Below are 21,246 nucleotides of genomic sequence, written 5' to 3'. Positions count from 1 at the left end.
GGTTGACGCGCCCGGGGCAGATCTCAATTGCCTTGCTTGCTCAATTGCCTTGCTTGAAGGCGTCCTGGATCGCCTTGGCGGCCTGTTTCGGCGTCATCGAGCCGCCGGCGATCTCCGCCGTCGCGTCATTCACCACTCGGCCGACCGAGGGGCCGAGATCCTGATCGTAGAAGTTCTGGTGGTATTGGGACGCGGCGATGTTCCTGGCCACGTTCTGCATGAAGGCGGCGCTCAGGGCCGCTTCCGCCCCCTTGAAGGTCGGGATGATGAAGTTCTGCTTGGCGAGCTCGCGCTGGACCTCGTCCGAGATGAAGAACTTGACGAATTCGACGGCCTCCTTCGGCGCGCCCTTGGTGATGATCCAGCCATTGACGCCGCCAAGCGTGTCGGACGGCCGGCCCTTGGCACCGGCGGGCACGGGGAAGTCAAACCAGCCCAACCTGTCCTCGGCGATGCCCTTCTTGTCGGCGGCCAGGGCTCGCTGCGTCGTGGATTGATGCGAGATCGCGAGATTCATCGCGGCCTTGCCGTCGCCGAAGAAGCCGAGCGCCTGCTGGTTCTTGAAACCGAGGAAGCCGTTCTGGAACGGTTCGAGATCGACGAGCTGCTTCATCAGCTCGCCTGCCTTCTGGAAGGTCTCGCCCTCAAAACCGCCATTCTGGCCCTTGAGCGCGGCCTCGAAAGCCGGCTTGCCGCCGAGCCGGACGGCGAGATGCGTCCAGTAGAAATGCAGCGGCCACTTGTCCTGCCCGCCGACGGCGATCGGCGTGACACCGGCAGCCTTGAGCGTCTTCACCGCGGCCAGGAGGTCGTCCCAGGTCTTGATCGCGCCGCCGTCGAGATTGGCCTTCGCGAAGAGGTCCTTATTGTACATGAACCCGACCTGCGAGACGTTGTGGGGCAGACCGTAGAGTTTGCCGTCAACCGTGAAGGCCTCGACCGCGCCCGCCGACAGATTGTCCTTGTAGGCGCCGACGCTCTTCGTGATGTCCTCCAGCACGCCTGCATCGACCTGCGCCTTGAGCACGCCGCCGGCCCAGGAATAGAGGATGTGCGGCCGGTCCCGCGACTGCAGCAGGGTCGGGAGCTTGGCCTTGTAGGCTTCGTTCTCCAGAAACTGCATCTCGACCTTGACGCCGGCATTCTTGGCCTCGAAGCGCCGGGCGACCTCCTCCCAGACTTTTACCTGGGCGGGGTTCTGCTCGACATGGAGCCAGCGGACGGTGGTCTGCGCGGCGGCTGCGCCGGCGGCCAAGGTCAATCCTGCGGCGGCGAGCGCCAGCCTCGTGAGAAATCGCATCGCATCCTCCCAGTCCCGTCTGTCTGCGGGTTGACGCCAACCTAACTCAAATTTTGAGGTACGCAACTCAGAAAATGCGTTGCATGACCGCTCGCCGAATGCTTTCGTTCGTTTTGCAACTGACTGGCCGTTCACGGCGGAACCGGGCCGCGCGGTCAGCGCCAATGCATGTCGGAGTTGATGATGGCTGCCCTATATCGCGATCTTGCCGGCAAGGTGGTTCTGGTCACAGGCGGCGCTTCAGGCATCGGTGCGGCGATCTCGCGCCGATTTGCCGAGCAGGGATCCACCGTGGTGCTGTTCGACATCATGCGCGACACCGGCGAGGCGCTGGCGCGGGACCTGCGCGCGGCTGGATTGGCGGCGCATTTCCAGCCTGTCGACCTGACCGACATCCCGGCACTGAGGGCCGGCATCGAACAGGCGCGCGCGCTCCATGGGCCGATTGAAATCCTCGTGAACAATGCGGCCCATGATGAGCGGCATGCGACCGAGGAGGTCACGCCGGAGTATTGGGACGATCGGATTGCGGTCAATCTGAAGCACCAGTTCTTCGCGGCGCAAGCGGTGCTGCCGGACATGAAGGCCGCCAATGGCGGCGCCATCATCAACTTCGGATCGACCTCCTGGATGGCGGGTCAAGGCGGCATGGCCGCCTACACCGCCAGCAAATCCGGCGTGATCGGTCTCACCCGCTCGCTGGCACGGGATTACGGCGCCTACAACATTCGCGTGAACGCCATCGCGCCCGGCTGGATCATGACGGAGCGACAGATCGAGAAATGGCTGACACCGGAGAGCGAGGCCGAGCTGATGCGGCGGCAATGTCTCAAGCGCCGGCTGACGCCGGACGAATTGGCGAAATTCACCATATTCCTCGCATCGGATGAAGCGTCAGCCTGCACCGCGCAGCATTATGTCGTGGATGGCGGGTGGGTCTAGCAGGCTGCTGAAGAAGTCTGTTCTGGCTCTTGGTTTAGATGGTCTTTGCTGTTTTGGCAGTGACTGGCGCAGCTGGGAAGCGTCGGCGGCTTGTCTTCTGGTGGATGCTGCTGCCGGAGCGTGGCTTGGTCCGCTTGGCGCTGCCCTTCATGCGGTCGCCTGGGCTAGAAGCTTGGGGATGCGGACGAGGTTGTAGGCGGCAACTGCGAAGGTGAAGACCGCCTCGGCCTTGGTCCGGGACCGGACCTTGACCTTGGCCAGCCCGGCTTGGGTCTTGATCCAGCCGAAGACCTCCTCGATGCGCTTGCGGCAACGCTGGCTGATCGCGTAGCCGGGATGGCGGGTGATGCGGCCGTCGATGGCGGTCTTGCGCACCTTGCCGGTCTTGGACACCGCGCCGTTGATGGCGATGTGCGGCGTCACCTGGCGCGCCCGCAGGTCGCCCACGAAGGCCTCGACATCGTAGGCCTTGTCGGCTCCCAACGTGATCCGATGCCGGCTTTCGCGCCGGTCGAGCATCGCAAGCGTTGCCTCGCGCTCGGCCGTGCCGGTGGCGTGGGTCAGCGTCGCGTCCACCACGAGGCCATGGCGGTTCTCCATCAGCGCATGGCCTATGAAGCACAGCCGGCTCTCGTGCCCGTCGCTCTTGCGATAGAGCCGGGCATCGGGATCGGTGGTCGAGGCATGGGTTACATTCGAGCGCTTTTCCTTGCGGAAGTTGCGCTCGCCGTTGCGGCCAGGCCCAGGCGGCTCGTCCGAGCCGTCCTTGCGCCGGAAGCTCTTCATCGAGGCCCAGGCATCGATCAGCGTGCCATCGACGGAGAAGTGGTCGCTCGACAGGAGCTGCTTCACCTGACGCAAAGCCAGCAGCCCCGACAGGAAGGCGTGGGCCACATCCGCTTCCAGAAGCCGGTCGCGGTTGTGCGTGAACACCGTCGGGTGCCAGACCGCGGCATCCATCTCAAGCCCGACGAACCACCGGAACAGCAGATTGTAGTCGATCTGCTCCATCAGCATCCGCTCGGAGCGAACCGAGAAGAACGCCTGCAGCAGCGTCGCGCGCAGCAGCATCTCCGGTGGGATCGAGGGCCGACCCATCTGCGAATACAGCGTCTCGAAGCGACCGTTCAGACCCGCCAGAACCTCGTCCGCCAAAGCCCGGATCGCTCGCAGCGGATGATCCGCAGGAACCCGCTCTTCCAGCCGGATGTAGCTGAACAGGCTATCCGACCGATCCTCACGTCCCCGCATCGCAAGACCCCGCATCTGCCTCAGACAGAGTGAATCATCTCCAAGACGATCCCGCCAGAGACTTCTGCAGCAGCCTGCTAGAGCGTTTTCGAGCGAAGCGGACACCGGTTCGCGTGAAGAAAACGCGTTAAAACAAGGAACTATAGCATTTCCGCGATTCGGAGGAACGCGGAAATACTCTAGCATTACGTTTGCATAATTTCCCGCCCAGCCAAGGCAAGGGGCATTGCCTCGATCCCATCCTTGAGCGGATATCGCTCGACGCCGGGATAGACAACGATGCGCCGCTCGGGATCTATATCCTCACAAGCGTGATGAAAGCCTCTTTCTACTTTGGGCGCCAGGCTCCTCTTGATCTCAATCGCCCAAGGGCGCCTGCCTGGCAGTGTCAGCAAGAGGTCAATTTCAGCACCTGCTGACGTCCGATAGAAATTCGCCCGGGTCCCGGAGGGTGCGGCCGTGATCAAAGTTTCGATCACAAAGCCTTCCCAGCTGGGCCCCGCCACCGGGTGGCCAAGAACATCGTCAAGCGTCGCAAGGCCAAGCAGCGTGTGGCAAAGCCCACTGTCTCGCACATAGGCTCGTGGAGATTTCACAAGGCGCTTGCCAGAATTGGCGTGCCACGGTTCAAGCCGTCTCACGAGCAGCAGGTCGACCATGAGATCCAGGTAACCTGCGACGGTTTTACCGTCGACACCAAGGGATCTGGCAAACTCGGCGGCGTTGAGGAGCCCCGACTGATGATACGCCAGCATTGTCCAGAACCGCCTGAGCGTTTCCGCTGGTATCCGCGGCCCCAACTGGGGAATGTCGCGCTCAAGATAGGTCCGAATGAAATCCTGGCGCCACCTTGCGCTGGTTCTGTCGCTAGACGCGAGATAGCTGTCTGGAAATCCACCACGCACCCAGAGCTGATTGATCTGGTCAGCCTGAACCTCAAGACCGTTCAAAGGTCCCAGCTCCAAATAAGCGATGCGACCCGCGAGGCTCTCTCCCGACTGCTTCATCAGTTCGATCGAGGCTGAACCCAACAGGAGAAACCGGCCCGTCCTACGTCCAGCTCGCCGGCTACGATCGATGATGCCGCGCAGATTCTGAAACAGGTCAGGTAAGCGATGAACCTCGTCGAGAATAACGAGCTTCTCATCGTGTTGCGCGAAATATAGCTCTGGCTCCGACAGTTTCGCTCGATCGGCCTCGGATTCGAGGTCGAGGTAATTCGACGGCCGCTGATCCGCGATCGCGTGAGCCAACGTGGTCTTTCCGACCTGGCGCGGTCCCAGAAGAGCCACCGCCGGATAGCTATCGATCAATTCGACCAACTCAGGAAAAATTCTGCGCGCGATCATCCTTGCATTTACGGATATGAATTCCTGAAATGCAAGGTTATTCCGCCGCGATGGAAACCGACCGGAGTCACGTTTTTTAAGCTCAAGGTCCAGCTCGGAAGGCGCTCAATCGCACAAACCTCAAAACGTTGAAGCGAAAGAAAAATTCAATACTCTACGCTACAAACCTCGAATTAGGGGTGGCAAAAGGCAGATTTAATGGCTGCATTAACGCATAAACTACCATACAGCCTGCATGAAACCAGTATTAAGGTAAAATTTTATGCTGCCTTTGCCGGTTTATTAATCCTGATTTTGATGCTGGTCGCGCTTTCCGTTTATTCGGTCCGCGAACAATCCGCCTATCACAGGCAACTTGACGTCTCGTCGCAGGCTGCCACCAACGTCGAAAAGGTCAACGGCCTGATCTTCGCCGTCGTCATGGAATCGCGCGGCATCTACATGTCGAGCGATATGGCGACTGTGAAACGCTATGGCGACGCACTCCTGCGGCGAAACCGCGAATTGGCCGAGGTCATGGATCAATGGCAGCAGATCGTTCGCGATGACGACACGGAACTCTTCGCGGCCTTCAAGACCCGTGTCTCCGAGTTTATCCGTTTCCGCGCAGAGCTCGTGCGGCGCGCGAACGTCATCAGCCAGGCTGCGGGCCGCGAATGGGGAGACAACGACGCGAACCGCAAGGTGCGCATCGCACTCAACGAGGATCTCGCGGCTCTCGCGACGGTCTACTTCAAGCGCGCCCACGCCAACGCCAAGCTGGGAGAGCAGGTCGAGTTCACGACCATATTGCTGATGATCCTCGGCATCGGCGCCATCGCCCTGACCTGGCTGACGGCCTCTCTGTTCAAGGCCTCGGTGATCGAGCCACTGCTCGCCATCACATCGGCAACCGACAGCATCGCCTCCGGCAAGATTCTGGCGTCGATCCCGCACGCCACCAGAAAGGATGAAATCGGCAAACTCGCCTTGGCTGTCCAGCAACTGCAGAGCACGACCGAGCGAAACCGCGAGCTCCAGAAGAGCGAACTGGCGACTTCGCGGGAACGCGATCACCTCGAAGAGAACAAGGTCCATCTCATCGCGGCGATCAATAATATGGCCCAGGGCCTGATCATGCTTGATGTGCACGCGAACGTCATTCTCATGAACGAATCCTACCGGAAGATGTATAATCTGCCGAAAGAGATCATGGCTTCGAGCTGCAATCTTCGCGACATATTGCGATACCGCGCCGAATCCGGCCTGTTTTCCGGAGACACCAAAACTTACGTCAAAACGATCCTGACCCGGATCGCACTCGGCCAACCGTCGGTAAGCCATGTCGATTTGAAAGACGGCCGCAGGATCCGCGTGTTCGAGCAGCCGACACCCGATGGCGGCTGGGTCGCGACCCATGAGGACTTCACCAAACAGCAGCAGCTGCAGCAGACGCTGGAGCGCATGGAGCGCTTGTTGGGAACGATCGTCGAGAATGTGCACGAGGCCATCCTGGCCAAGGACGCGCTCAGCCATCGCTATCTGCTCGTCAACCGGGCCGCGGAAACCCTGTTCGGCCTGCCGCGCGCCGCCATTGTCGGACGAACGGCACGCGATGTCTTCGGCGAGGAGACCGCCGAGGCGATCGAGGGCGCCAGCAAGGCCCCGCCCGTCAAGGCCGCCGCGGTCGCGATCCGGACGATAACGACGCCCGGCAATGGCGAGCGTGTCGCGGCAATCCGGCATCTTCCCGCTTCGGGCGGTGAAGGCGCAGCGCAGTACCTGATCAGCCTGATCGAAGACCGGACCGATCAGGCCGCCGCGATGCCCCGGCGGCGAACCGGCTGAGCGGCTGCGGAGGTTTCGGTCCTGCGGATGCGAGCCGGCGGATATCAGAACGGTGTACATCGCGCCGCTGTGGCGGCAGACTTCGGTAACGACGGTAAGCCTCGACTTGCCGACATTGACTTGCCGACATTGGCTTGCCGGCACCTGCTTGCCGACATCTGCGAAGAGCGCCAACCAGAGAGACGTATGCCGGTCGAACGCGAGATCTTCGGACATCTGCCTGATGGCACCGCCATCGAGCGCGTCACGCTCAGGCGGGATGGCGGGCTGACGGCGCGCATCATCAGCTATGGCGGCGCTCTCCAGGCGCTGCTGGTGGCGGATAGCGCAGGGGCGGTCGACGACGTCGTTCTCGGCTTCGATGCGCTTGAGCCCTATACCCGGCTCGGCTGCTATTTCGGCATGACGGTCGGGCGCTACGCCAACCGCATTGCGGGCGGCCGCTTCGTCATCGACGGGACGGAGGTTTCGCTTGCCCGCAACAATGGCCCCAATGCGCTGCATGGCGGCATCAATGGCTTCAGCCGCAAGGCATGGAGGATCGTCTCGGCAGAGGATGGACCGGTTCCCACGCTGACGCTGGCCTGCCGCAGCCCCGATGGCGAGGAAGGTTATCCCGGCACGGTCGAGACCCGGTTGCGCTACAGCCTGCCGGCCCCAGGCGAACTCCTGCTCGACATCACCGCGACGAGCGACCGGGCGACGGTGGTCAACCTGACCAATCACAGCTTCTTCAATCTCGACGGCGCGGCGGCAGGCGATATCCTGCAGCACCGGCTGCAGATCGCCGCCGATCATTTCCTTGCGGTGGACGAGACCGCAATCCCGTTGCAGGAGCCGCCGCGAGGCGTCACTGGCACGCCGTTCGATTTCCGCGAGGCGCATCCGATCGGCGCGCGCATCCGGCATTCCGACGAACAGCTGCGGCGCGGCCGCGGCTACGACCATAATTTCTGCCTGGTTCCTGCGGATGGCTTGCCGACAGATGATTTGCCGACAGATGCCTTGCGTTTGGCTGCTCGCGTCGAGGCGCCCCGCTCCGGGCGGATCATGGAGCTCCATACCGATCAGCCCGGCCTGCAGCTCTATTCCGGCAATTTTCTCGACGGCAGCGTGGCGGGAAAGCATGGCAGGCTCCACCGCCAGGCCGACGCCTTTTGCCTGGAACCGCAGATCTGGCCCGACGCACCCAATCGTCCCGATTTCCCATCGGCCAGGCTGACGCCGGGCATGATCTACCGACATCGCACGCTCTATCGCTTCACGGCCTGAGCGGCTCCTGCATGAAGCTGCCCATTAGTAAGATAGTATGACTATTTACAGGTTCAAAAGACCCCGGTAGAACGAGGCTGCGCACGTAGAGGCGCCTCGATTGATAATGTTCCGGGAGAAGCTCATGCGCCGTCTTTCATCCATGACCACGCTGCTTGCCGCGACCATGCTGGCCGGCGGTCTCAATGCCGCCAGTGCGGCGGAACTCACTGTCGGCTTTTCACAGATCGGCTCGGAATCGGGCTGGCGCGCAGCCGAGACCTCGGTCTCCAAGAGCGAGGCCAAGAAACGCAACATCACGCTCAAGATCGCCGATGCGCAGCAGAAGCAGGAGAACCAGATCAAGGCGATCCGCTCCTTCGTCGCGCAGGGCGTCGACGCGATCTTCCTCGCTCCCGTCGTCGCGAGCGGCTGGGATTCCGTGCTGAAGGAAGCCAAGGAAGCCAAGATCCCGGTCATCCTGCTCGATCGCGACATCGATCCGGCGGGCAAGGAGCTTTATCTGACCGCCGTGACCTCCGACAGCGTCCATGAGGGCGAGGTCGCCGGCAAATGGCTCGCCAAGACTGTCGGCTCCAAGCCCTGCAACGTCGTCGAGCTGCAAGGCACGGTCGGCGCCAGCGTCGCGACCAACCGCAAGAAGGGCTTCGACACGGCGATCGCCTCAGCCTCCAACATCAAGGTCGTGCGCAGCCAGACCGGCGACTTCACCCGCGCCAAGGGCAAGGAGGTGATGGAGAGCTTCATCAAGGCCGAGGGCGGCGGCAAGTCGATCTGCGCCGTCTATGCGCATAATGACGACATGATGGTCGGCGCGATCCAGGCCATGAAGGAAGCCGGCCTGAAGCCGGGCAAGGATGTGCTGACCATCTCGATCGACGCGGTGCCCGACATCTTCAAGGCGATCGCGGCCGGCGAGGCCAATGCCACGGTCGAATTGACGCCCGACATGGCCGGCCCCGCCTTCGACGCGCTGACCGCCTACAAGAGCAAGGGCACCGTCCCGCCCAAATGGATCCAGACCGAATCCAGGCTCTACACCGCAGCCGACGATCCGCAGAAGGTCTACGACTCCAAAAAGGGCCTCGGCTACTGAGAGCCTGTCCCGAAACTCTACTCCGGCGGCCGTCTGACGCGGCTTTCTGCGCTTCCGGTGCTCACGGACATGAAGTCCGCTGCGCTCCGGTTCTCGAAATCCGCGCCAGCCGACTCACCGGAGCGCGTTTCAAAAACAGGCTCTGAGGGCGCGCGCGCTCTCCCGAGCTTGTTCCCACGGCCGCGCCATCGGCGCGGCCTGCGTGGAGTTCGTGCCCATGTCCTTATCCCCGACCCGCCCCCTGCCCCCGACCGAGGCCGCGCCGCTCCTGGCCGTACGCGGGCTCTCGAAGACTTTCGCAGGGTTTCCCGCGCTCGCCGGTATCGACGTCACGCTCCGGCATGGCGAAATCCATGCCCTGCTCGGCGAGAACGGCGCGGGCAAGTCGACCTTCATAAAGGCGGTCACCGGCGTCATCGCGCGCGACGCGGGAACCGTGACGCTGGAGGGCGCCGAGATCGCGCCCCGTTCGGCGCAGGAGGCGCTGCAAGCCGGCATCGCGACCGTCTACCAGGAGGTCAGCTTGCTACCCAACCTCTCGGTCGCGCAAAACCTGTTCCTCGGACGCCAGCCGATGCGCTTGGGCCTCGTGCGGGAAAGCGAGATGCGCCGCCGCGCGGCGGCCCTGCTGCGTGATTTCGACCTCGATATCGATGTCGCCGCGCCACTGGGCGAGTATTCGGTCGCCGTGCAGCATCTGGTGGCGATCGCGCGCGCCGTCGACATGTCGGCACGGATCCTGATCCTCGACGAGCCGACAGCCAGCCTCGACGCTCATGAGGTCGAGATCCTGTTCCGCGTCATGCGCGGTCTCGCCGGCCGGGGCCTCGGCATCCTCTTCGTCACCCATTTCCTCGACCAGGTCTATGCGATCAGCGACCGCATCACGGTGCTGCGGAACGGCAAGCTCGTCGGCGAGCGCGAGACAGCAGCGCTGCCGCGCATGGAGCTGATCAGGATGATGCTGGGCCGCGAGCTCAGCGAAGCCACCGCGGAGCATCCGGCCAAGGACGCCGCCGAGGCTGCGCCCGCAGCGGGCGGCGCGATCCGGTTCGAGGGTTTCGGCAAGGCCGGCTATGTCGCGCCTTTCGACCTCGTCCTGGCAAGTGGCGAGGTGGTCGGGCTTGCCGGCTTGCTCGGCTCGGGGCGCACGGAGACGGCACGCCTGCTGTTCGGGGTGGAAGCCGCCGATAGCGGCCGCCTCACCATCGACGGCCGCAGCGTGCGCCTGGCGTCGCCGCGCGACGCGATCGCGCAGGGCTTCGGCTATTGTCCGGAGGAGCGCAAGACCGAAGGCATCGTCGCCGAACTCACGGTGCGCGAGAACATCGTCCTGGCCGTCCAGGCGCGGCGCGGCGCGCTGCATCCGCTCTCGCGGCGGGAGCAGGACGAGATCGCGCGGCGCTTCATCACCATGCTCGACATCCGCCCGCCCGACCCCGAGCGGCCGATCGGGCTGCTTTCGGGCGGCAACCAGCAAAAGGCCCTGCTGGCGCGCTGGCTGGCGACGCAGCCGCGCCTGCTCATTCTCGACGAACCGACGCGCGGCATCGATGTCGGCGCCCATGCCGAGATCATCCGCCTGATCCGGCAGCTCTGCACTGAGGGCCTCGCCCTCGTCGTGATCTCGTCCGAGCTGGAGGAGATCGTGAGCTATGCCGATCGGGTCGTCGTGATGCGCGACCGCAGGCAGATCGCCGCGCTGGAGGGCGAGGCGGTGAACGTCACCGCGATCCTGCAGGCGATCGCGGCCGACGCGCCCCCGCTGGCGGCGTGAGGAAGCGGATCCGATGAGCTTCACCCTGCCCCGCAAGGGCCTGCCGCAAATCGCAGCTTTCATCTTGGTGCTGCTGATCAATTTCGCCGTTTCGCCGCAGTTCTTCGACCTCAGGCTGCAGGATGGTCGCCTGTTCGGCAGCCTCATCGATGTGTTCAACCGCGGGGCGCCCGTGGCGCTCCTCTCCCTGGGCATGGTGCTGGTCGTGGCGACCAGGGGGATCGATCTCTCGGTCGGCGCGGTGATGGCGATTTCAGGCGCTCTCGCGGCGACGCTGGCCGACACGCAGCCGCTGCCCGTCGTCCTGCTGGCGGCGCTGGGCGCGGGGCTGCTGTGCGGGCTCTGGAACGGCATCCTCGTCGCCGTGCTCGGCATCCAGCCGATCGTCGCGACGCTGATCCTGATGGTCGCCGGCCGAGGCGTCGCGCAGCTGATCACCGAGGGCAGGATCGTCACCTTCACCTCGCCCGGCCTCGCCTGGTTCGGCGGCGGTTCGATCCTGGGACTGCCGGTCCCGGTGGTGCTGACCGCATCGGTGCTGGCGGTGGCGGCGCTCGTCGTCCGCGGCAGCGCGCTCGGGCTCCTGATCGAGGCGACCGGCGCCAATGCCCGAGCCAGCGCGCTCGCCGGCATCGAGACGCGCATGACCACCATTGCGGTCTATGTCTGGAGCGGTTTCTGCGCCTCCCTGGCCGGGATCGTCTCCGCCGCCGACATCCTGGGCGCGGACGCCAACAATGCCGGGCTCTGGCTCGAGCTCGACGCCATCCTGGCGGTCGTGATCGCCGGCAGCTCGCTCTTGGGCGGCCGCTTCAGCCTCGCTCTGGCGGTGCTGGGCGCGCTGATCATCCAGGCGATGAACACCGGCATCCTGCTGGCCGGCTTCAAGCCCGAATTCAACCTCGTGGTGAAGGCGGTCGTCGTCCTGGTGGTGCTGCTGGCGCAATCGCCGCGCCTGTCCGCCATCGGCGTGCTGCTGGCCCGGAGATCGGCATGACGCGCTATCTCCCGGTCATCGTCACCGCCGCCGTCTTCGCGCTCGGCTATGCCATCTGCGCGCTCCAGTTCCCCGCCTTCCTGTCGACGCGCGTGATCGCGGATCTTTTGACCGACAACGCCTTCCTCGGCATCCTGGCGGTCGGCATGACCTTCGTGATCATCTCGGGCGGCATCGACCTGTCGGTCGGTTCGGTCGTGGGGTTCACGACGGTCTTCCTCGCCCTGGCGATCGGGACATGGAACATTCCCCCGCTGCTGGCCTTCATGCTCGTGCTGCTGGTCGCGACGCTGTTTGGCGCCACGATGGGTGCGCTCATCCAGGGCTTCGAGATGCCGCCGTTCATCGTGACGCTGGCGGGCATGTTCCTGGCGCGCGGCGCGAGCTTCCTGCTCTCGACCGAGTCGATCCCGGTCACCGCGCCGCTCTATGGCGCGATTTCCGATTTCGCGCTGCGCCTGCCCGGCGGCGGCCGGCTGAGCGTGGTCGGGCTGATCATGCTCGCGGTCTTCCTGGCCGGCGGCGTCCTGCTCCATCTCACGCGTTTCGGCACGAACGTCTATGCGCTCGGCGGAAATCGGGTCTCGACCGGGCTGATGGGGATCTCGGTGGGGCGGCACACGGTCGCGATCTATGCCCTGTCGAGCTTCCTGGCGGGGCTGTCGGGCATCGTGTTCTCGCTCTACACCTCGTCGGGCTATTCGCTTTCGGCGGTCGGTGTCGAGCTCGACACGATCGCTGCCGTGGTGATCGGCGGCACGCTGCTGACGGGCGGGTACGGCTTCATGGCGGGAACGTTCCTGGGCGTTCTGATGCAGGGCCTGATCCAGACCTACATCAATTTCGACGGCACCTTGTCGAGCTGGTGGACCAAGATCGTCACCGGGGTCCTGCTGTTTGCCTTCATCGCTTTCCAGCAGGCGACGCTGGCGCTGGCCCGCCGCTCCGTGCGGGGCGCCGCTGCAAAAGGGACCACGCCATGAAACCCGGAATCGTCGCGGTTCCCGAACGGCGGGAGCACTCCAATCACGCCGAGGTGGCGCGGATGATCGCGATCGACATCATCGCCGGCCGCGCCAAGGAAGGCTCCAAGCTCGCCGGCGATGCCGAGCTGATGCTGCGCTTCGGCGTCTCGCGCCCGGTGCTGCGCGAAAGCGTCAAGACGCTCGTCGCCAAGGGCCTGCTCACCACCAAGGCAAGGGTCGGCACGGTGGTGCGCGAGCGCGCCGCCTGGAACATGTTCGACGGCGACCTGCTCGCCTGGCACCTCCAGGCCGGCATAGACCGCCGCTTCCTGGACGATCTCGCCGAAATCCGGCTGGCGGTCGAGCCTCGTGCGGCGGCCCTGGCCGCGGAGCGCAGAACCGAAGCCGATCTCGCCGCGATGCGCGCGGGCCTGGCCGCGATGCAGCGCGAGCCATCCGATTCCGTGGCCTTCGCCAATGCCGATCTCGCGCTCCATGTCGCGGTCGCCAATGCTTCGGGCAATCCGTTCATGCGCTCGGTCGGCGGCGTCATCGACGTGCGCTGCGGGCGTCCTTCCTGCTGAGCGCGCCGGTCGAGGAACCCGAGCGGGACATCGTCATCATGACGCATCGGAAGATCGTCGACGCCATCGCTGCCCGCGACGTCGAGGGTGCAGCCGACGCCATGGTGGGTGTCATCTTCAACGGATTGCGCCGCCACGGTGCAGCGAGAACCGAACCCTCCGAACGGCTCCCCGGAGCGCATCGCCTTATCGCCCCTTCCCGCCTTCTCACAGACAAGGATTGAGCACCGCCATGCCTGCAGCGACCAGACCCTATCGCGGCGTCTTCCCCGTCGTGCCGACCATCTTCCACGATGACGGTACGCTCGATCTGGAAGGCCAGCGCCGCTGCCTGGACTTCATGATCGAGGCCGGCTCGGACGGGCTGTGCATTCTGGCGAACTTCTCCGAGCAGTTCGTGCTGACCGATGCCGAGCGCGACACGGTGATGGATGTAGCGCTCGACCATGTCGCTGGCCGGGTGCCGGTCATCGTGACGACGACGCATTTCAGCAGCGCGGTCTGCGCCGAGCGTTCGCGCCGCGCGCAGGACAAGGGCGCGGCCATGGTGATGATCATGCCGCCCTATCACGGCGCGACCTTCCGGGTCGGCGAGGCGGCGATCGAAGCCTTCTTCCGTCGCGTCTCGGATGCGATCTCGATCCCGATCATGATCCAGGACGCGCCGGTGGCCGGCACGCCGCTCTCGCCCGCCTTCCTGGCGAAGCTCGCCGGCGAGATCGAGAACGTCTCGTATTTCAAGATCGAGGTCGCCCAGGCCGCGGCCAAGCTGCGCACGCTGCTCGAACTCGGGGGCAAGGCGATCGAGGGACCGTGGGACGGCGAGGAGGCGATCACGCTGATGGCCGATCTCGATGCGGGTGCGACCGGCGCGATGACCGGCGGCGGCTATCCCGACGGCATCCGCCAGATCGTCGATCCCTATTTCGCCGGGCGCCGCGACGAGGCCATGGCCGCCTATGCGCGCTGGCTGCCGCTGATCAACTACGAGAACCGCCAGACCGGCCTGTCGGCTGCGAAGATCCTGATGAAGCAGGGCGGGATCATCGGCTCGGCCGCTTTGCGTCATCCGCTCGAATTGCCGCATCCCAAGACGCAGGCAGGGCTGATCGAGATCGCCAAAAGCCTCGACGCCGCGGTTCTGCGCTGGAGCCAATGAGCATGCTGCGCCTCGCCATCGTCGGATTGGGCAAGATCGCCCGCGACCAGCATCTGCCCGCGGTGGCGGGCCTGCCCGACATCGCGATCGCGGCGGTTGTCAGCCGCAATGCGAGGCTGGACGGCGTGCCCTGTTTTGAGAGCCTTGAGGCGCTGTTCGCCTCCGATGTCGCGGTCGATGCGGTGGCGCTGTGCACGCCGCCGCAAGTGCGACGAGCCCAGGCCGCGCTCGCCCTGGCGGCGGGCAAGCATGTCATGCTGGAGAAGCCGCCGGGCGCGACCGTCAGCGAGCTTGCTCCGCTGATCGCCAGCGCGCGCGACAAGGGCCTGACGCTGTTTGCAACCTGGCATTCCCGCCATGCCCCGGCAGTCGAGCCGGCACGCGCCTTTCTCGCCGCGAACCGGCCCTTGTCGGTCAAGATCGACTGGCGCGAAGATGTCCGGGTCTGGCATCCCGGTCAGGACTGGATTTTCGAGGCCGGCGGGCTCGGCGTGTTCGATCCCGGGATCAACGCGCTGTCGATCCTGACCCGCATCCTGCCGCGCCCGATCTTTCTCCGGGGTGCCGGGCTCGCCTTTCCCGCCGATCGCGCGGCGCCGATCGCAGCCGAACTCGATCTTGCCGACGAGGCCGGCTTGTCGATCCGGGCGGAGTTCGATTTCCTGCAGACCGGACCGCAAAGCTGGGACATGCGCATCGAGACGGAAGGCGGAACGCTGATGCTGTCAGCCGGCGGCGCGAAGCTCGACCATGACGGCCGCCCGCTCGTCGACGAGGCGGAGGCGGAATATCCGGCACTCTATCGCCGTTTCGTCGATCTCGTCGGCGGGCGTGAGAGCGATGTCGACCTGGCGCCGCTGCAACTCGTGGCCGACGCCTTCCTGCTCGGGCAGCGTCGCAGCATGGAGGCCTTCACATGGTGAGCGCGGCGCAGGCAGTCACCCAGGCAGTCCTGCCCGCTCCCGTGCTGCTGGGCGAAACACGCTGCCATCTCGGCGAAGGCCCCGCCTATGACGCCGCGACCGACACCGCGTTCTGGTTCGACATCCTGGGGCGCAAGCTGTTCGAGGCTGATCTGGGAACCGGCTCGGTGATCTCACACGATCTCCCGCTGATGGCCTCGGCGCTGGCCTTGGTCGACGACGAGCGCCAGATCGTCTCGACCGAGAGCGGGCTGCATCTGCGTTCGCGCCGGGGCGGCGCAATGACGCTGTTTCGTGCCGTCGAGGCGGACAACCGCGCGACACGCTCCAACGATGCGCGTGCGCATCCCGGCGGCGCGTTCTGGTTCAGCATGATGAGCAAGAGCGCAAAGGCCGGCGCCGCCTCGATCTATGCACTGTCGGGCGGCGAGGTCGTGCTGCTATTTTCCGGGCTGACGATCCCCAACGCGATCTGCTTCTCGGCTGACGGCCGGCAAGGGTTTTTCGCCGACACGGCGCAAAACGAGCTTTACCGTGTGCCGCTGGACCCGGTGACGGGGCTGCCGCGCGAGGCGCCTTCCTCGCTTGCCCTGTCCGATGACGGCAAAGGGCTCGACGGTGCCGTGATCGACCGCGAGGGGCTGATCTGGATCGCCCGCTGGGGCGGGGCGCGTATCGATGTCCTGACCGATGCAGGCGAAACGATCCGCAGCCTTGCCGTGCCGGCGCGCCAGCCGAGCTGCCCGGTCTTCGTCGGCAAAGCCTTCGATCGGCTTCTGGTCACCAGCGCGTGGGAGGGGCAGGATGAGGCCACCCGTGCCGCCGATCCGCAGGGCGGCGCGACATTCGTGTTCAGCCCCGGCGCGGTCGGAAAGGCGGAGCCGCGGGTCAGGCTGGGAGCGCACTGACAGTCTCTTATCAACCAAGACCGCGTCCAGGCGGCGATGAATGTTCAGCCCAATATTCACAACCAAGGGAGAAAACGATGACATCCGGGATCACCAAGCTACTGTCGGCTCTCGCGCTGGGCGCGCTCGCCTTTGCCGGGCCCGCGCTGGCGCAATCCAAGCCCACCGTCGGCATCGCCATGCCGACGAAATCATCAGCCCGCTGGATCGCCGACGGCGACAACATCGTGAAGGTGCTGAAGGAACGCGGCTACAATACCGATCTGCAATATGCCGAGGACGAGATCCCCAACCAGCTCTCGCAGATCGAGAACATGGTCACCAAGGGGGCGAAGGTCCTGGTGATCGCCGCCATCGACGGCACCACCCTGTCCGACATCCTGCAGCAGGCGGCCGCCGCCGGCACCAAGGTGATCGCCTATGACCGCCTGATCCGGAACTCACCGAATGTCGATTATTATGCGACGTTCGACAACTTCAAGGTCGGCGTCCTGCAGGCGCAGACGTTGGTGAAGGGGCTTGGCCTGCCCGAGGCGAAGGGGCCGTTCAACATCGAGCTCTTCGGTGGCTCACCGGACGATAACAACGCGTATTTCTTCTATGACGGGGCGATGTCGGTGCTGAAGCCCTTCATCGACTCCAAGCAAATCGTGGTGGCGAGCGGCCAGATGGGCATGGACAAGGTCTCGACCCTGCGCTGGGACGGCGCAACGGCCCAGGCGCGCATGGATAACCTGCTCAGCGCCTTCTACAACAACAAGCGCATCGACGCCGTGCTCTCGCCCTATGACGGCATCTCGATCGGCATCCTGTCCTCGCTGAAGGGCGTCGGCTACGGCTCGGGCTCGATGAAGATGCCGCTGGTTTCGGGCCAGGACGCGGAGGTTCCCTCGGTCAAGTCGATCCTCGCCGGCGAGCAGTATTCGACCATCTTCAAGGACACCCGCGAGCTCGCCAAGGTCACCGCCGACATGGTTGATGCCATGCTCAGCGGCAAGGAGGTGCCGGTCAACGACACCAAGACCTACACCAATGGCCGCAAGACCGTGCCGTCCTATCTGCTCACCCCGGTCGCGGTCGACAAGTCGAACTGGGAAGCGATCCTGATCGCCTCGGGCTACTACAAGGCCGGGCAGATCAAGTAACGCGGCACCATCGCACGCGGCCCCGCCCTAGGGCAGGATGCGAAAAAGTGGGAACCGGTTTTTCGCATCGATCCTGCTCTCACTCCCGGGATGAGAGACGGATTCAGATTTCAGATGGGATCACTTGGTGATCCCATCTGAAATCATCCGGCTCGAGGCGGGGCCGTCGATCCATCCGGTCGCGGAGCAGATCAAATGAATCCGATCCTGGCCATGCGCGGCATCAGCAAGGCGTTCGCTGGCGTCAAGGCCCTGAGCGAGGTTTCGTTTTCGGTTGAACCGGGCGAGATCCACGCTGTCGTCGGCGAGAACGGCGCCGGCAAATCGACCCTGATGAAGGTGCTGAGCGGCGTCTACCCGCACGGTTCCTATGACGGGGCCATCGTCTTCGATGGCGAGGAGCGGCGCTTCCGGGACATCACCGAATCCGAGGCGCTCGGCATCATCATCATCCATCAGGAGCTGGCGCTGATCCCGCTCCTGTCCATCGCCGAGAACATCTACCTGGCCAACCCACCCACCAAGTTCGGGGTGATCGACCGGGGCGCGGTCTATCGCGGCGCCCTGGCGCTGCTGGCCAAGGTCGGCCTGAACGAGGCGCCCGACACCCGTGTCATCGATCTCGGCGTCGGCAAGCAGCAGCTCGTCGAGATCGCCAAGGCGCTGTCCAAGGATGTCAGGTTGCTGATCCTGGACGAGCCGACCGCGAGCCTCAACGAGCGCGACAGCGAAGCGCTGCTCGACCTCCTGGTCGAGCTCAGGGCACAGGGCATCTCCTCGATCCTGATCTCGCACAAGCTCAACGAGGTCGCGCGCGTCGCCGACCATATCACCGTGCTGCGCGACGGGCGCACCGTCGACACGCTCGACTGCCGCGCCGGCCCGGTCGAGGAAGACCGCATCATCCGCAGCATGGTCGATCGCGATCTCGAGCATCGCTATCCCAAGCGCGAGCCCAAGATAGGCCAAGAGAAGATCGGCGAGGTGATCTTCGAGGTCGAGGGCTGGACGGTGTTCCATCCGCAGGATGCCGGGCGCCGCGTGATCAAGGGCGTGGATTTCCAGGTCCGGCGCGGCGAGATCGTCGGCATCGCCGGGTTGATGGGCGCGGGCCGGACCGAATTCGCGATGAGCGTGTTTGGCCGCTCCTATGGGCGCCATATCAGCGGCCGCGCCAGGCTGGAGGGTCGCGAGGTCGATCTGTCCACCGTGCGGCGCGCCGTCAATGCCGGGCTCGCCTATGTCACCGAAGACCGCAAGGAGCTTGGGCTCATCCTGGCCGAGGACATCCGCAAGAACATGACGCTGGCCAACCTGCCGGCGGTCGCTCCCGGCGGCATCATCGACGACATGGCCGAGCTCAAGGTGGCGACCGGCTATCGCTCGCGCATGGGGATCCGCAGCGCCAGCGTCTACCAGGAGACCGGCCAGCTTTCGGGCGGCAACCAGCAGAAGGTCGTGCTGTCGAAATGGCTCTTCACCGAGCCCAAGGTCCTGATCCTGGACGAGCCGACGCGCGGCATCGACATCGGCGCCAAATATGAAATCTACTGCATCATCAACGAGCTGGCGGATTCCGGGCGCGGTGTCATCGTGATCTCGTCGGAAATGCCGGAACTGCTGGGCATCTGCGACCGCATCTGCGTGATGAACGAGGGCGCTTTCGTCGGCGAATTCTCGGCGCAGGATGCAAGCCAGGAAAAGATCATGCGCGCCATCATGCGCAACGGGGAGGCCAGAGCATGAGCGGCGAAACCTTGAGCGGCAAAACCTTGAGCGAAACACCTGTGCGTCCGGCGGGCCACCACCTGAAGACGGGCCTGCGCGACTACGGCATGCTGATGTCGCTGGTAGCGATCATGCTGTTCTTCCAGGTCATGACGGGGGGCACGCTGCTGCGGCCGCTGAACCTGACCAATCTCGTGCTTCAGAACAGCTTCATCGTCATCATGGCGCTGGGGATGCTGCTCGTCATCGTCACCGGCCATATCGACCTGTCGGTCGGTTCGGTGGCGGGCGCGGTCGGCGCGGTCGCCGCCGTGCTGATGGTGCGCTACGAGATGCATTTCGTGCCCGCCGCCCTGATCTGCCTGGCGCTGGGCGCGCTGATCGGCGCGGCGCAAGGCTATTGGGTCGCCTATTTCAAGATCCCGTCCTTCATCGTGACGCTGGCCGGCATGCTCGTCTTCAAGGGGCTGGCGCTGGCGATCCTGCAAGGCCAGTCGCTGGGGCCGTTCCCGGCGACCTTCCAGAAGCTGTCCTCGGGCTTCATCCCCGAGCTGATGCCCGAAGCCGGCGCGCTCTACCCGACCTCTCTGGCGATCGGGGCTGCGCTGGCGATCCTGCTCGTGGTGCTCAATCTCAAGAGCCGCATGCGCCAGCAGAGCCATGGCGTCCCGGTCGAGCCGCAGGGCCTCTTCATCGCCAAGAACCTCGCCTTCTCCGCGATCATCCTCTACGCGACCTATCTCATCGCCTCCTATCGCGGCCTGCCGAACGTGCTCGTGGTGATGGGGGTGCTGATCGCGCTCTATGCCTTCGTGACGACGCGCACCAGCATCGGCCGGCAGATCTATGCGGTCGGCGGCAATGCGCGCGCCGCCAAGCTTTCGGGCGTGCGCACGGAATGGCTGACCTTCCTGACCTTCGTCAACATGGGCGTTCTCGCGGCGCTCGCCGGCCTCGTCTTCGCGGCGCGGCTCAACACGGCGACGCCAAAGGCGGGGCTGGGCTTCGAGCTTGACGTGATCGCGGCCTGCTTCATCGGCGGCGCCTCGGCCTATGGCGGAGTCGGGCGTGTCTCGGGGGCGGTGATCGGTGCGCTGATCATGGGCGTGATGAACAACGGCATGTCGATCCTGGGCATCGGCATCGACTATCAGCAGGTGATCAAGGGCCTCGTCCTGCTGGGTGCGGTCTGCCTCGACGTTTACAATCAGAAGCGCTGAGCAGGAGCGAGATCGCCGGCCCGCGATATCGCTCATCGATCGGCCACCGGCATGTAGCCCGCGGCGACCGATCTACCCCTTGGAAGCCGCCAGCAGGCCGGGCCGAGCGCGCCGACACATTTCGGATAGCGCACAGGCGTGTGGGCGCTCTTCATGGACGGCAGGGCGAGAAGCGGGTATGGTAGTTTCGGGTATTACCTTTTCCATGTGGGGTAGGTAGATGGCAGCGGTCACATCCATCAAGCTTGACGATGAACTGAAGGGCCGTGTGCAGAACCTGGCCGCGGCGCGTCGGCGCACGTCTCATTGGATCATGCGCGAGGCAATTGAGCAGTACGTGGCGCGTGAAGAGAAGCACGAAGCGTTGCGACAAGACACAGTTAAGGCCTGGGAGGAATTTCAAGCCACCGGCTTGCGCGCAACGGCTGATGAGGTCGAAAAGTGGTTGTCGAGTTGGGGGTCTGAAAACGAACTGCCCACGCCGGTATGCCACGAGTAGTTTTCGCGCCTGCAGCGGTTCGCGATCTCGAGCGACTGCGCGCCTTCCTTCGCTCCAAGGACCCATCAGCCGCCAAACGGGCGGGCGAGACGATCATCGCAGGCACGCAAGCACTCGGCACGCATCCTCGCATGGGCCGGCTTGTCGAGGATCTACCCGAGCAATACCGGGAATGGCTCATCGATTTTGGGGATAGCGGATATGTGGTTCGCTATCGTGTTGACAGCGACGCTGTAACAATCCTCGCGGTGCGGCACCAAAAGGAAGCGGGATCATGAAGCGTGTCTCCACACGATAATCCCAA

Annotated in this window: 18 protein-coding genes and 1 pseudogene; 16 read left to right on the top strand and 3 right to left on the bottom strand. The window is 64.5% G+C overall.

The window, feature by feature from the left end; translation table 11 throughout:
* Nucleotides 1–40: 40 nt before the first annotated feature.
* Nucleotides 41–1,300 carry an extracellular solute-binding protein gene (locus tag BHK69_RS13605; protein ID WP_069690572.1) on the bottom strand — a complete coding sequence of 420 codons (1,260 nt, stop codon included), beginning with the start codon at nucleotides 1,298–1,300 and terminating at the stop codon, nucleotides 41–43.
* Between the two features lie 183 nt (nucleotides 1,301–1,483).
* Between BHK69_RS13605 and BHK69_RS13600 the strand changes: the two genes are divergently transcribed.
* Entirely contained in the window at nucleotides 1,484–2,242 is a 759-nt protein-coding gene (locus BHK69_RS13600; protein WP_069693632.1) for an SDR family NAD(P)-dependent oxidoreductase, read from the top strand.
* A 147-nt stretch (nucleotides 2,243–2,389) separates the two neighbouring features.
* Here the strand turns inward: BHK69_RS13600 and BHK69_RS13595 are convergent, their stop codons facing one another.
* Nucleotides 2,390–3,493 carry an IS5 family transposase gene (locus BHK69_RS13595; protein WP_069693320.1) on the bottom strand — a complete coding sequence of 368 codons (1,104 nt, stop codon included), beginning with the start codon at nucleotides 3,491–3,493 and terminating at the stop codon, nucleotides 2,390–2,392.
* Between the two features lie 185 nt (nucleotides 3,494–3,678).
* Complete coding sequence (locus BHK69_RS13590) at nucleotides 3,679–4,842, bottom strand: ATP-binding protein (protein ID WP_069690571.1); 1,164 nt, start codon at nucleotides 4,840–4,842, stop codon at nucleotides 3,679–3,681.
* A 198-nt stretch (nucleotides 4,843–5,040) separates the two neighbouring features.
* Between BHK69_RS13590 and BHK69_RS13585 the strand changes: the two genes are divergently transcribed.
* The 15 genes and pseudogenes from BHK69_RS13585 (at nucleotide 5,041) to BHK69_RS31395 (ending at nucleotide 21,220) form a co-directional block, all read left to right on the top strand.
* Nucleotides 5,041–6,669: a PAS-domain containing protein gene (locus BHK69_RS13585; RefSeq protein WP_069690570.1), complete on the top strand. Its 1,629-nt coding sequence runs from the start codon at nucleotides 5,041–5,043 to the stop codon at nucleotides 6,667–6,669.
* A 186-nt stretch (nucleotides 6,670–6,855) separates the two neighbouring features.
* Nucleotides 6,856–7,941: an aldose epimerase family protein gene (locus BHK69_RS13580; protein WP_069690569.1), complete on the top strand. Its 1,086-nt coding sequence runs from the start codon at nucleotides 6,856–6,858 to the stop codon at nucleotides 7,939–7,941.
* 142 nt (nucleotides 7,942–8,083) lie between these two features.
* A complete protein-coding gene (ytfQ, locus tag BHK69_RS13575) occupies nucleotides 8,084–9,037 on the top strand; it encodes a galactofuranose ABC transporter, galactofuranose-binding protein YtfQ (RefSeq protein WP_069693631.1) in 954 nt (317 codons plus the stop codon).
* 217 nt (nucleotides 9,038–9,254) lie between these two features.
* A complete protein-coding gene (locus BHK69_RS13570; RefSeq protein WP_069690568.1) occupies nucleotides 9,255–10,814 on the top strand; it encodes a sugar ABC transporter ATP-binding protein in 1,560 nt (519 codons plus the stop codon).
* A gap of 13 nt (nucleotides 10,815–10,827) precedes the next feature.
* Nucleotides 10,828–11,811 (top strand): ABC transporter permease, encoded by a 984-nt coding sequence (locus tag BHK69_RS13565; protein ID WP_069690567.1) that lies wholly within the window; start codon nucleotides 10,828–10,830, stop codon nucleotides 11,809–11,811.
* Entirely contained in the window at nucleotides 11,808–12,794 is a 987-nt protein-coding gene (yjfF, locus tag BHK69_RS13560; protein WP_069690566.1) for a galactofuranose ABC transporter, permease protein YjfF, read from the top strand. Before BHK69_RS13565 ends, yjfF begins: the two co-directional genes overlap by 4 nt.
* Nucleotides 12,791–13,584: pseudogene (locus BHK69_RS13555) on the top strand (FadR/GntR family transcriptional regulator). The gene yjfF and the pseudogene BHK69_RS13555 overlap by 4 nt, the downstream one beginning before the upstream one ends.
* An 8-nt stretch (nucleotides 13,585–13,592) precedes the next feature.
* Nucleotides 13,593–14,519 (top strand): dihydrodipicolinate synthase family protein, encoded by a 927-nt coding sequence (locus BHK69_RS13550; protein ID WP_069690565.1) that lies wholly within the window; start codon nucleotides 13,593–13,595, stop codon nucleotides 14,517–14,519.
* Complete coding sequence (locus BHK69_RS13545) at nucleotides 14,516–15,442, top strand: Gfo/Idh/MocA family protein (RefSeq protein ID WP_069690564.1); 927 nt, start codon at nucleotides 14,516–14,518, stop codon at nucleotides 15,440–15,442. The genes BHK69_RS13550 and BHK69_RS13545 overlap by 4 nt, the downstream gene beginning before the upstream one ends.
* Complete coding sequence (locus BHK69_RS13540; protein WP_069690563.1) at nucleotides 15,436–16,350, top strand: SMP-30/gluconolactonase/LRE family protein; 915 nt, start codon at nucleotides 15,436–15,438, stop codon at nucleotides 16,348–16,350. The genes BHK69_RS13545 and BHK69_RS13540 overlap by 7 nt, the downstream gene beginning before the upstream one ends.
* Nucleotides 16,351–16,427: 77 nt before the next feature.
* Entirely contained in the window at nucleotides 16,428–17,495 is a 1,068-nt protein-coding gene (gene chvE, locus BHK69_RS13535) for a multiple monosaccharide ABC transporter substrate-binding protein (RefSeq protein ID WP_069690562.1), read from the top strand.
* A 195-nt stretch (nucleotides 17,496–17,690) separates the two neighbouring features.
* Entirely contained in the window at nucleotides 17,691–19,241 is a 1,551-nt protein-coding gene (gene mmsA, locus BHK69_RS13530) for a multiple monosaccharide ABC transporter ATP-binding protein (RefSeq protein ID WP_069690561.1), read from the top strand.
* An 11-nt stretch (nucleotides 19,242–19,252) separates the two neighbouring features.
* Nucleotides 19,253–20,443, top strand: a complete 1,191-nt coding sequence (mmsB, locus tag BHK69_RS13525) for a multiple monosaccharide ABC transporter permease (protein WP_069693630.1) — start codon at nucleotides 19,253–19,255, stop codon at nucleotides 20,441–20,443.
* Nucleotides 20,444–20,663: 220 nt separating this feature from the next.
* Complete coding sequence (locus BHK69_RS13520) at nucleotides 20,664–20,942, top strand: CopG family ribbon-helix-helix protein (protein ID WP_069690560.1); 279 nt, start codon at nucleotides 20,664–20,666, stop codon at nucleotides 20,940–20,942.
* Nucleotides 20,930–21,220 carry a type II toxin-antitoxin system RelE/ParE family toxin gene (locus BHK69_RS31395; protein ID WP_083269369.1) on the top strand — a complete coding sequence of 97 codons (291 nt, stop codon included), beginning with the start codon at nucleotides 20,930–20,932 and terminating at the stop codon, nucleotides 21,218–21,220. The genes BHK69_RS13520 and BHK69_RS31395 overlap by 13 nt, the downstream gene beginning before the upstream one ends.
* The last annotated feature ends 26 nt before the right edge of the window (nucleotides 21,221–21,246 follow it).

Source organism: Bosea vaviloviae, assembly GCF_001741865.1.
GTDB lineage: Bacteria > Pseudomonadota > Alphaproteobacteria > Rhizobiales > Beijerinckiaceae > Allobosea > Allobosea vaviloviae.
The sequence above is the reverse complement of the archived record's forward strand: the minus strand, read 5'-3'. Positions and strand labels throughout refer to the sequence as shown.

Bases quoted from the DNA above. Each gene is read 5' to 3' on its own strand.
- BHK69_RS13605 (WP_069690572.1), bottom strand. From the start codon at position 1,300: ATGCGATTTCTCACGAGGCTGGCGCTCGCCGCCGCAGGATTGACCTTG.
- BHK69_RS13600 (WP_069693632.1), top strand. From the start codon at position 1,484: ATGGCTGCCCTATATCGCGATCTTGCCGGCAAGGTGGTTCTGGTCACA.
- BHK69_RS13595 (WP_069693320.1), bottom strand. From the start codon at position 3,493: ATGCGGGGACGTGAGGATCGGTCGGATAGCCTGTTCAGCTACATCCGG.
- BHK69_RS13590 (WP_069690571.1), bottom strand. From the start codon at position 4,842: ATGATCGCGCGCAGAATTTTTCCTGAGTTGGTCGAATTGATCGATAGC.
- BHK69_RS13585 (WP_069690570.1), top strand. From the start codon at position 5,041: ATGGCTGCATTAACGCATAAACTACCATACAGCCTGCATGAAACCAGT.
- BHK69_RS13580 (WP_069690569.1), top strand. From the start codon at position 6,856: ATGCCGGTCGAACGCGAGATCTTCGGACATCTGCCTGATGGCACCGCC.
- ytfQ (WP_069693631.1), top strand. From the start codon at position 8,084: ATGACCACGCTGCTTGCCGCGACCATGCTGGCCGGCGGTCTCAATGCC.
- BHK69_RS13570 (WP_069690568.1), top strand. From the start codon at position 9,255: ATGTCCTTATCCCCGACCCGCCCCCTGCCCCCGACCGAGGCCGCGCCG.
- BHK69_RS13565 (WP_069690567.1), top strand. From the start codon at position 10,828: ATGAGCTTCACCCTGCCCCGCAAGGGCCTGCCGCAAATCGCAGCTTTC.
- yjfF (WP_069690566.1), top strand. From the start codon at position 11,808: ATGACGCGCTATCTCCCGGTCATCGTCACCGCCGCCGTCTTCGCGCTC.
- BHK69_RS13550 (WP_069690565.1), top strand. From the start codon at position 13,593: ATGCCTGCAGCGACCAGACCCTATCGCGGCGTCTTCCCCGTCGTGCCG.
- BHK69_RS13545 (WP_069690564.1), top strand. From the start codon at position 14,516: ATGAGCATGCTGCGCCTCGCCATCGTCGGATTGGGCAAGATCGCCCGC.
- BHK69_RS13540 (WP_069690563.1), top strand. From the start codon at position 15,436: ATGGTGAGCGCGGCGCAGGCAGTCACCCAGGCAGTCCTGCCCGCTCCC.
- chvE (WP_069690562.1), top strand. From the start codon at position 16,428: ATGACATCCGGGATCACCAAGCTACTGTCGGCTCTCGCGCTGGGCGCG.
- mmsA (WP_069690561.1), top strand. From the start codon at position 17,691: ATGAATCCGATCCTGGCCATGCGCGGCATCAGCAAGGCGTTCGCTGGC.
- BHK69_RS13520 (WP_069690560.1), top strand. From the start codon at position 20,664: ATGGCAGCGGTCACATCCATCAAGCTTGACGATGAACTGAAGGGCCGT.
- BHK69_RS31395 (WP_083269369.1), top strand. From the start codon at position 20,930: ATGCCACGAGTAGTTTTCGCGCCTGCAGCGGTTCGCGATCTCGAGCGA.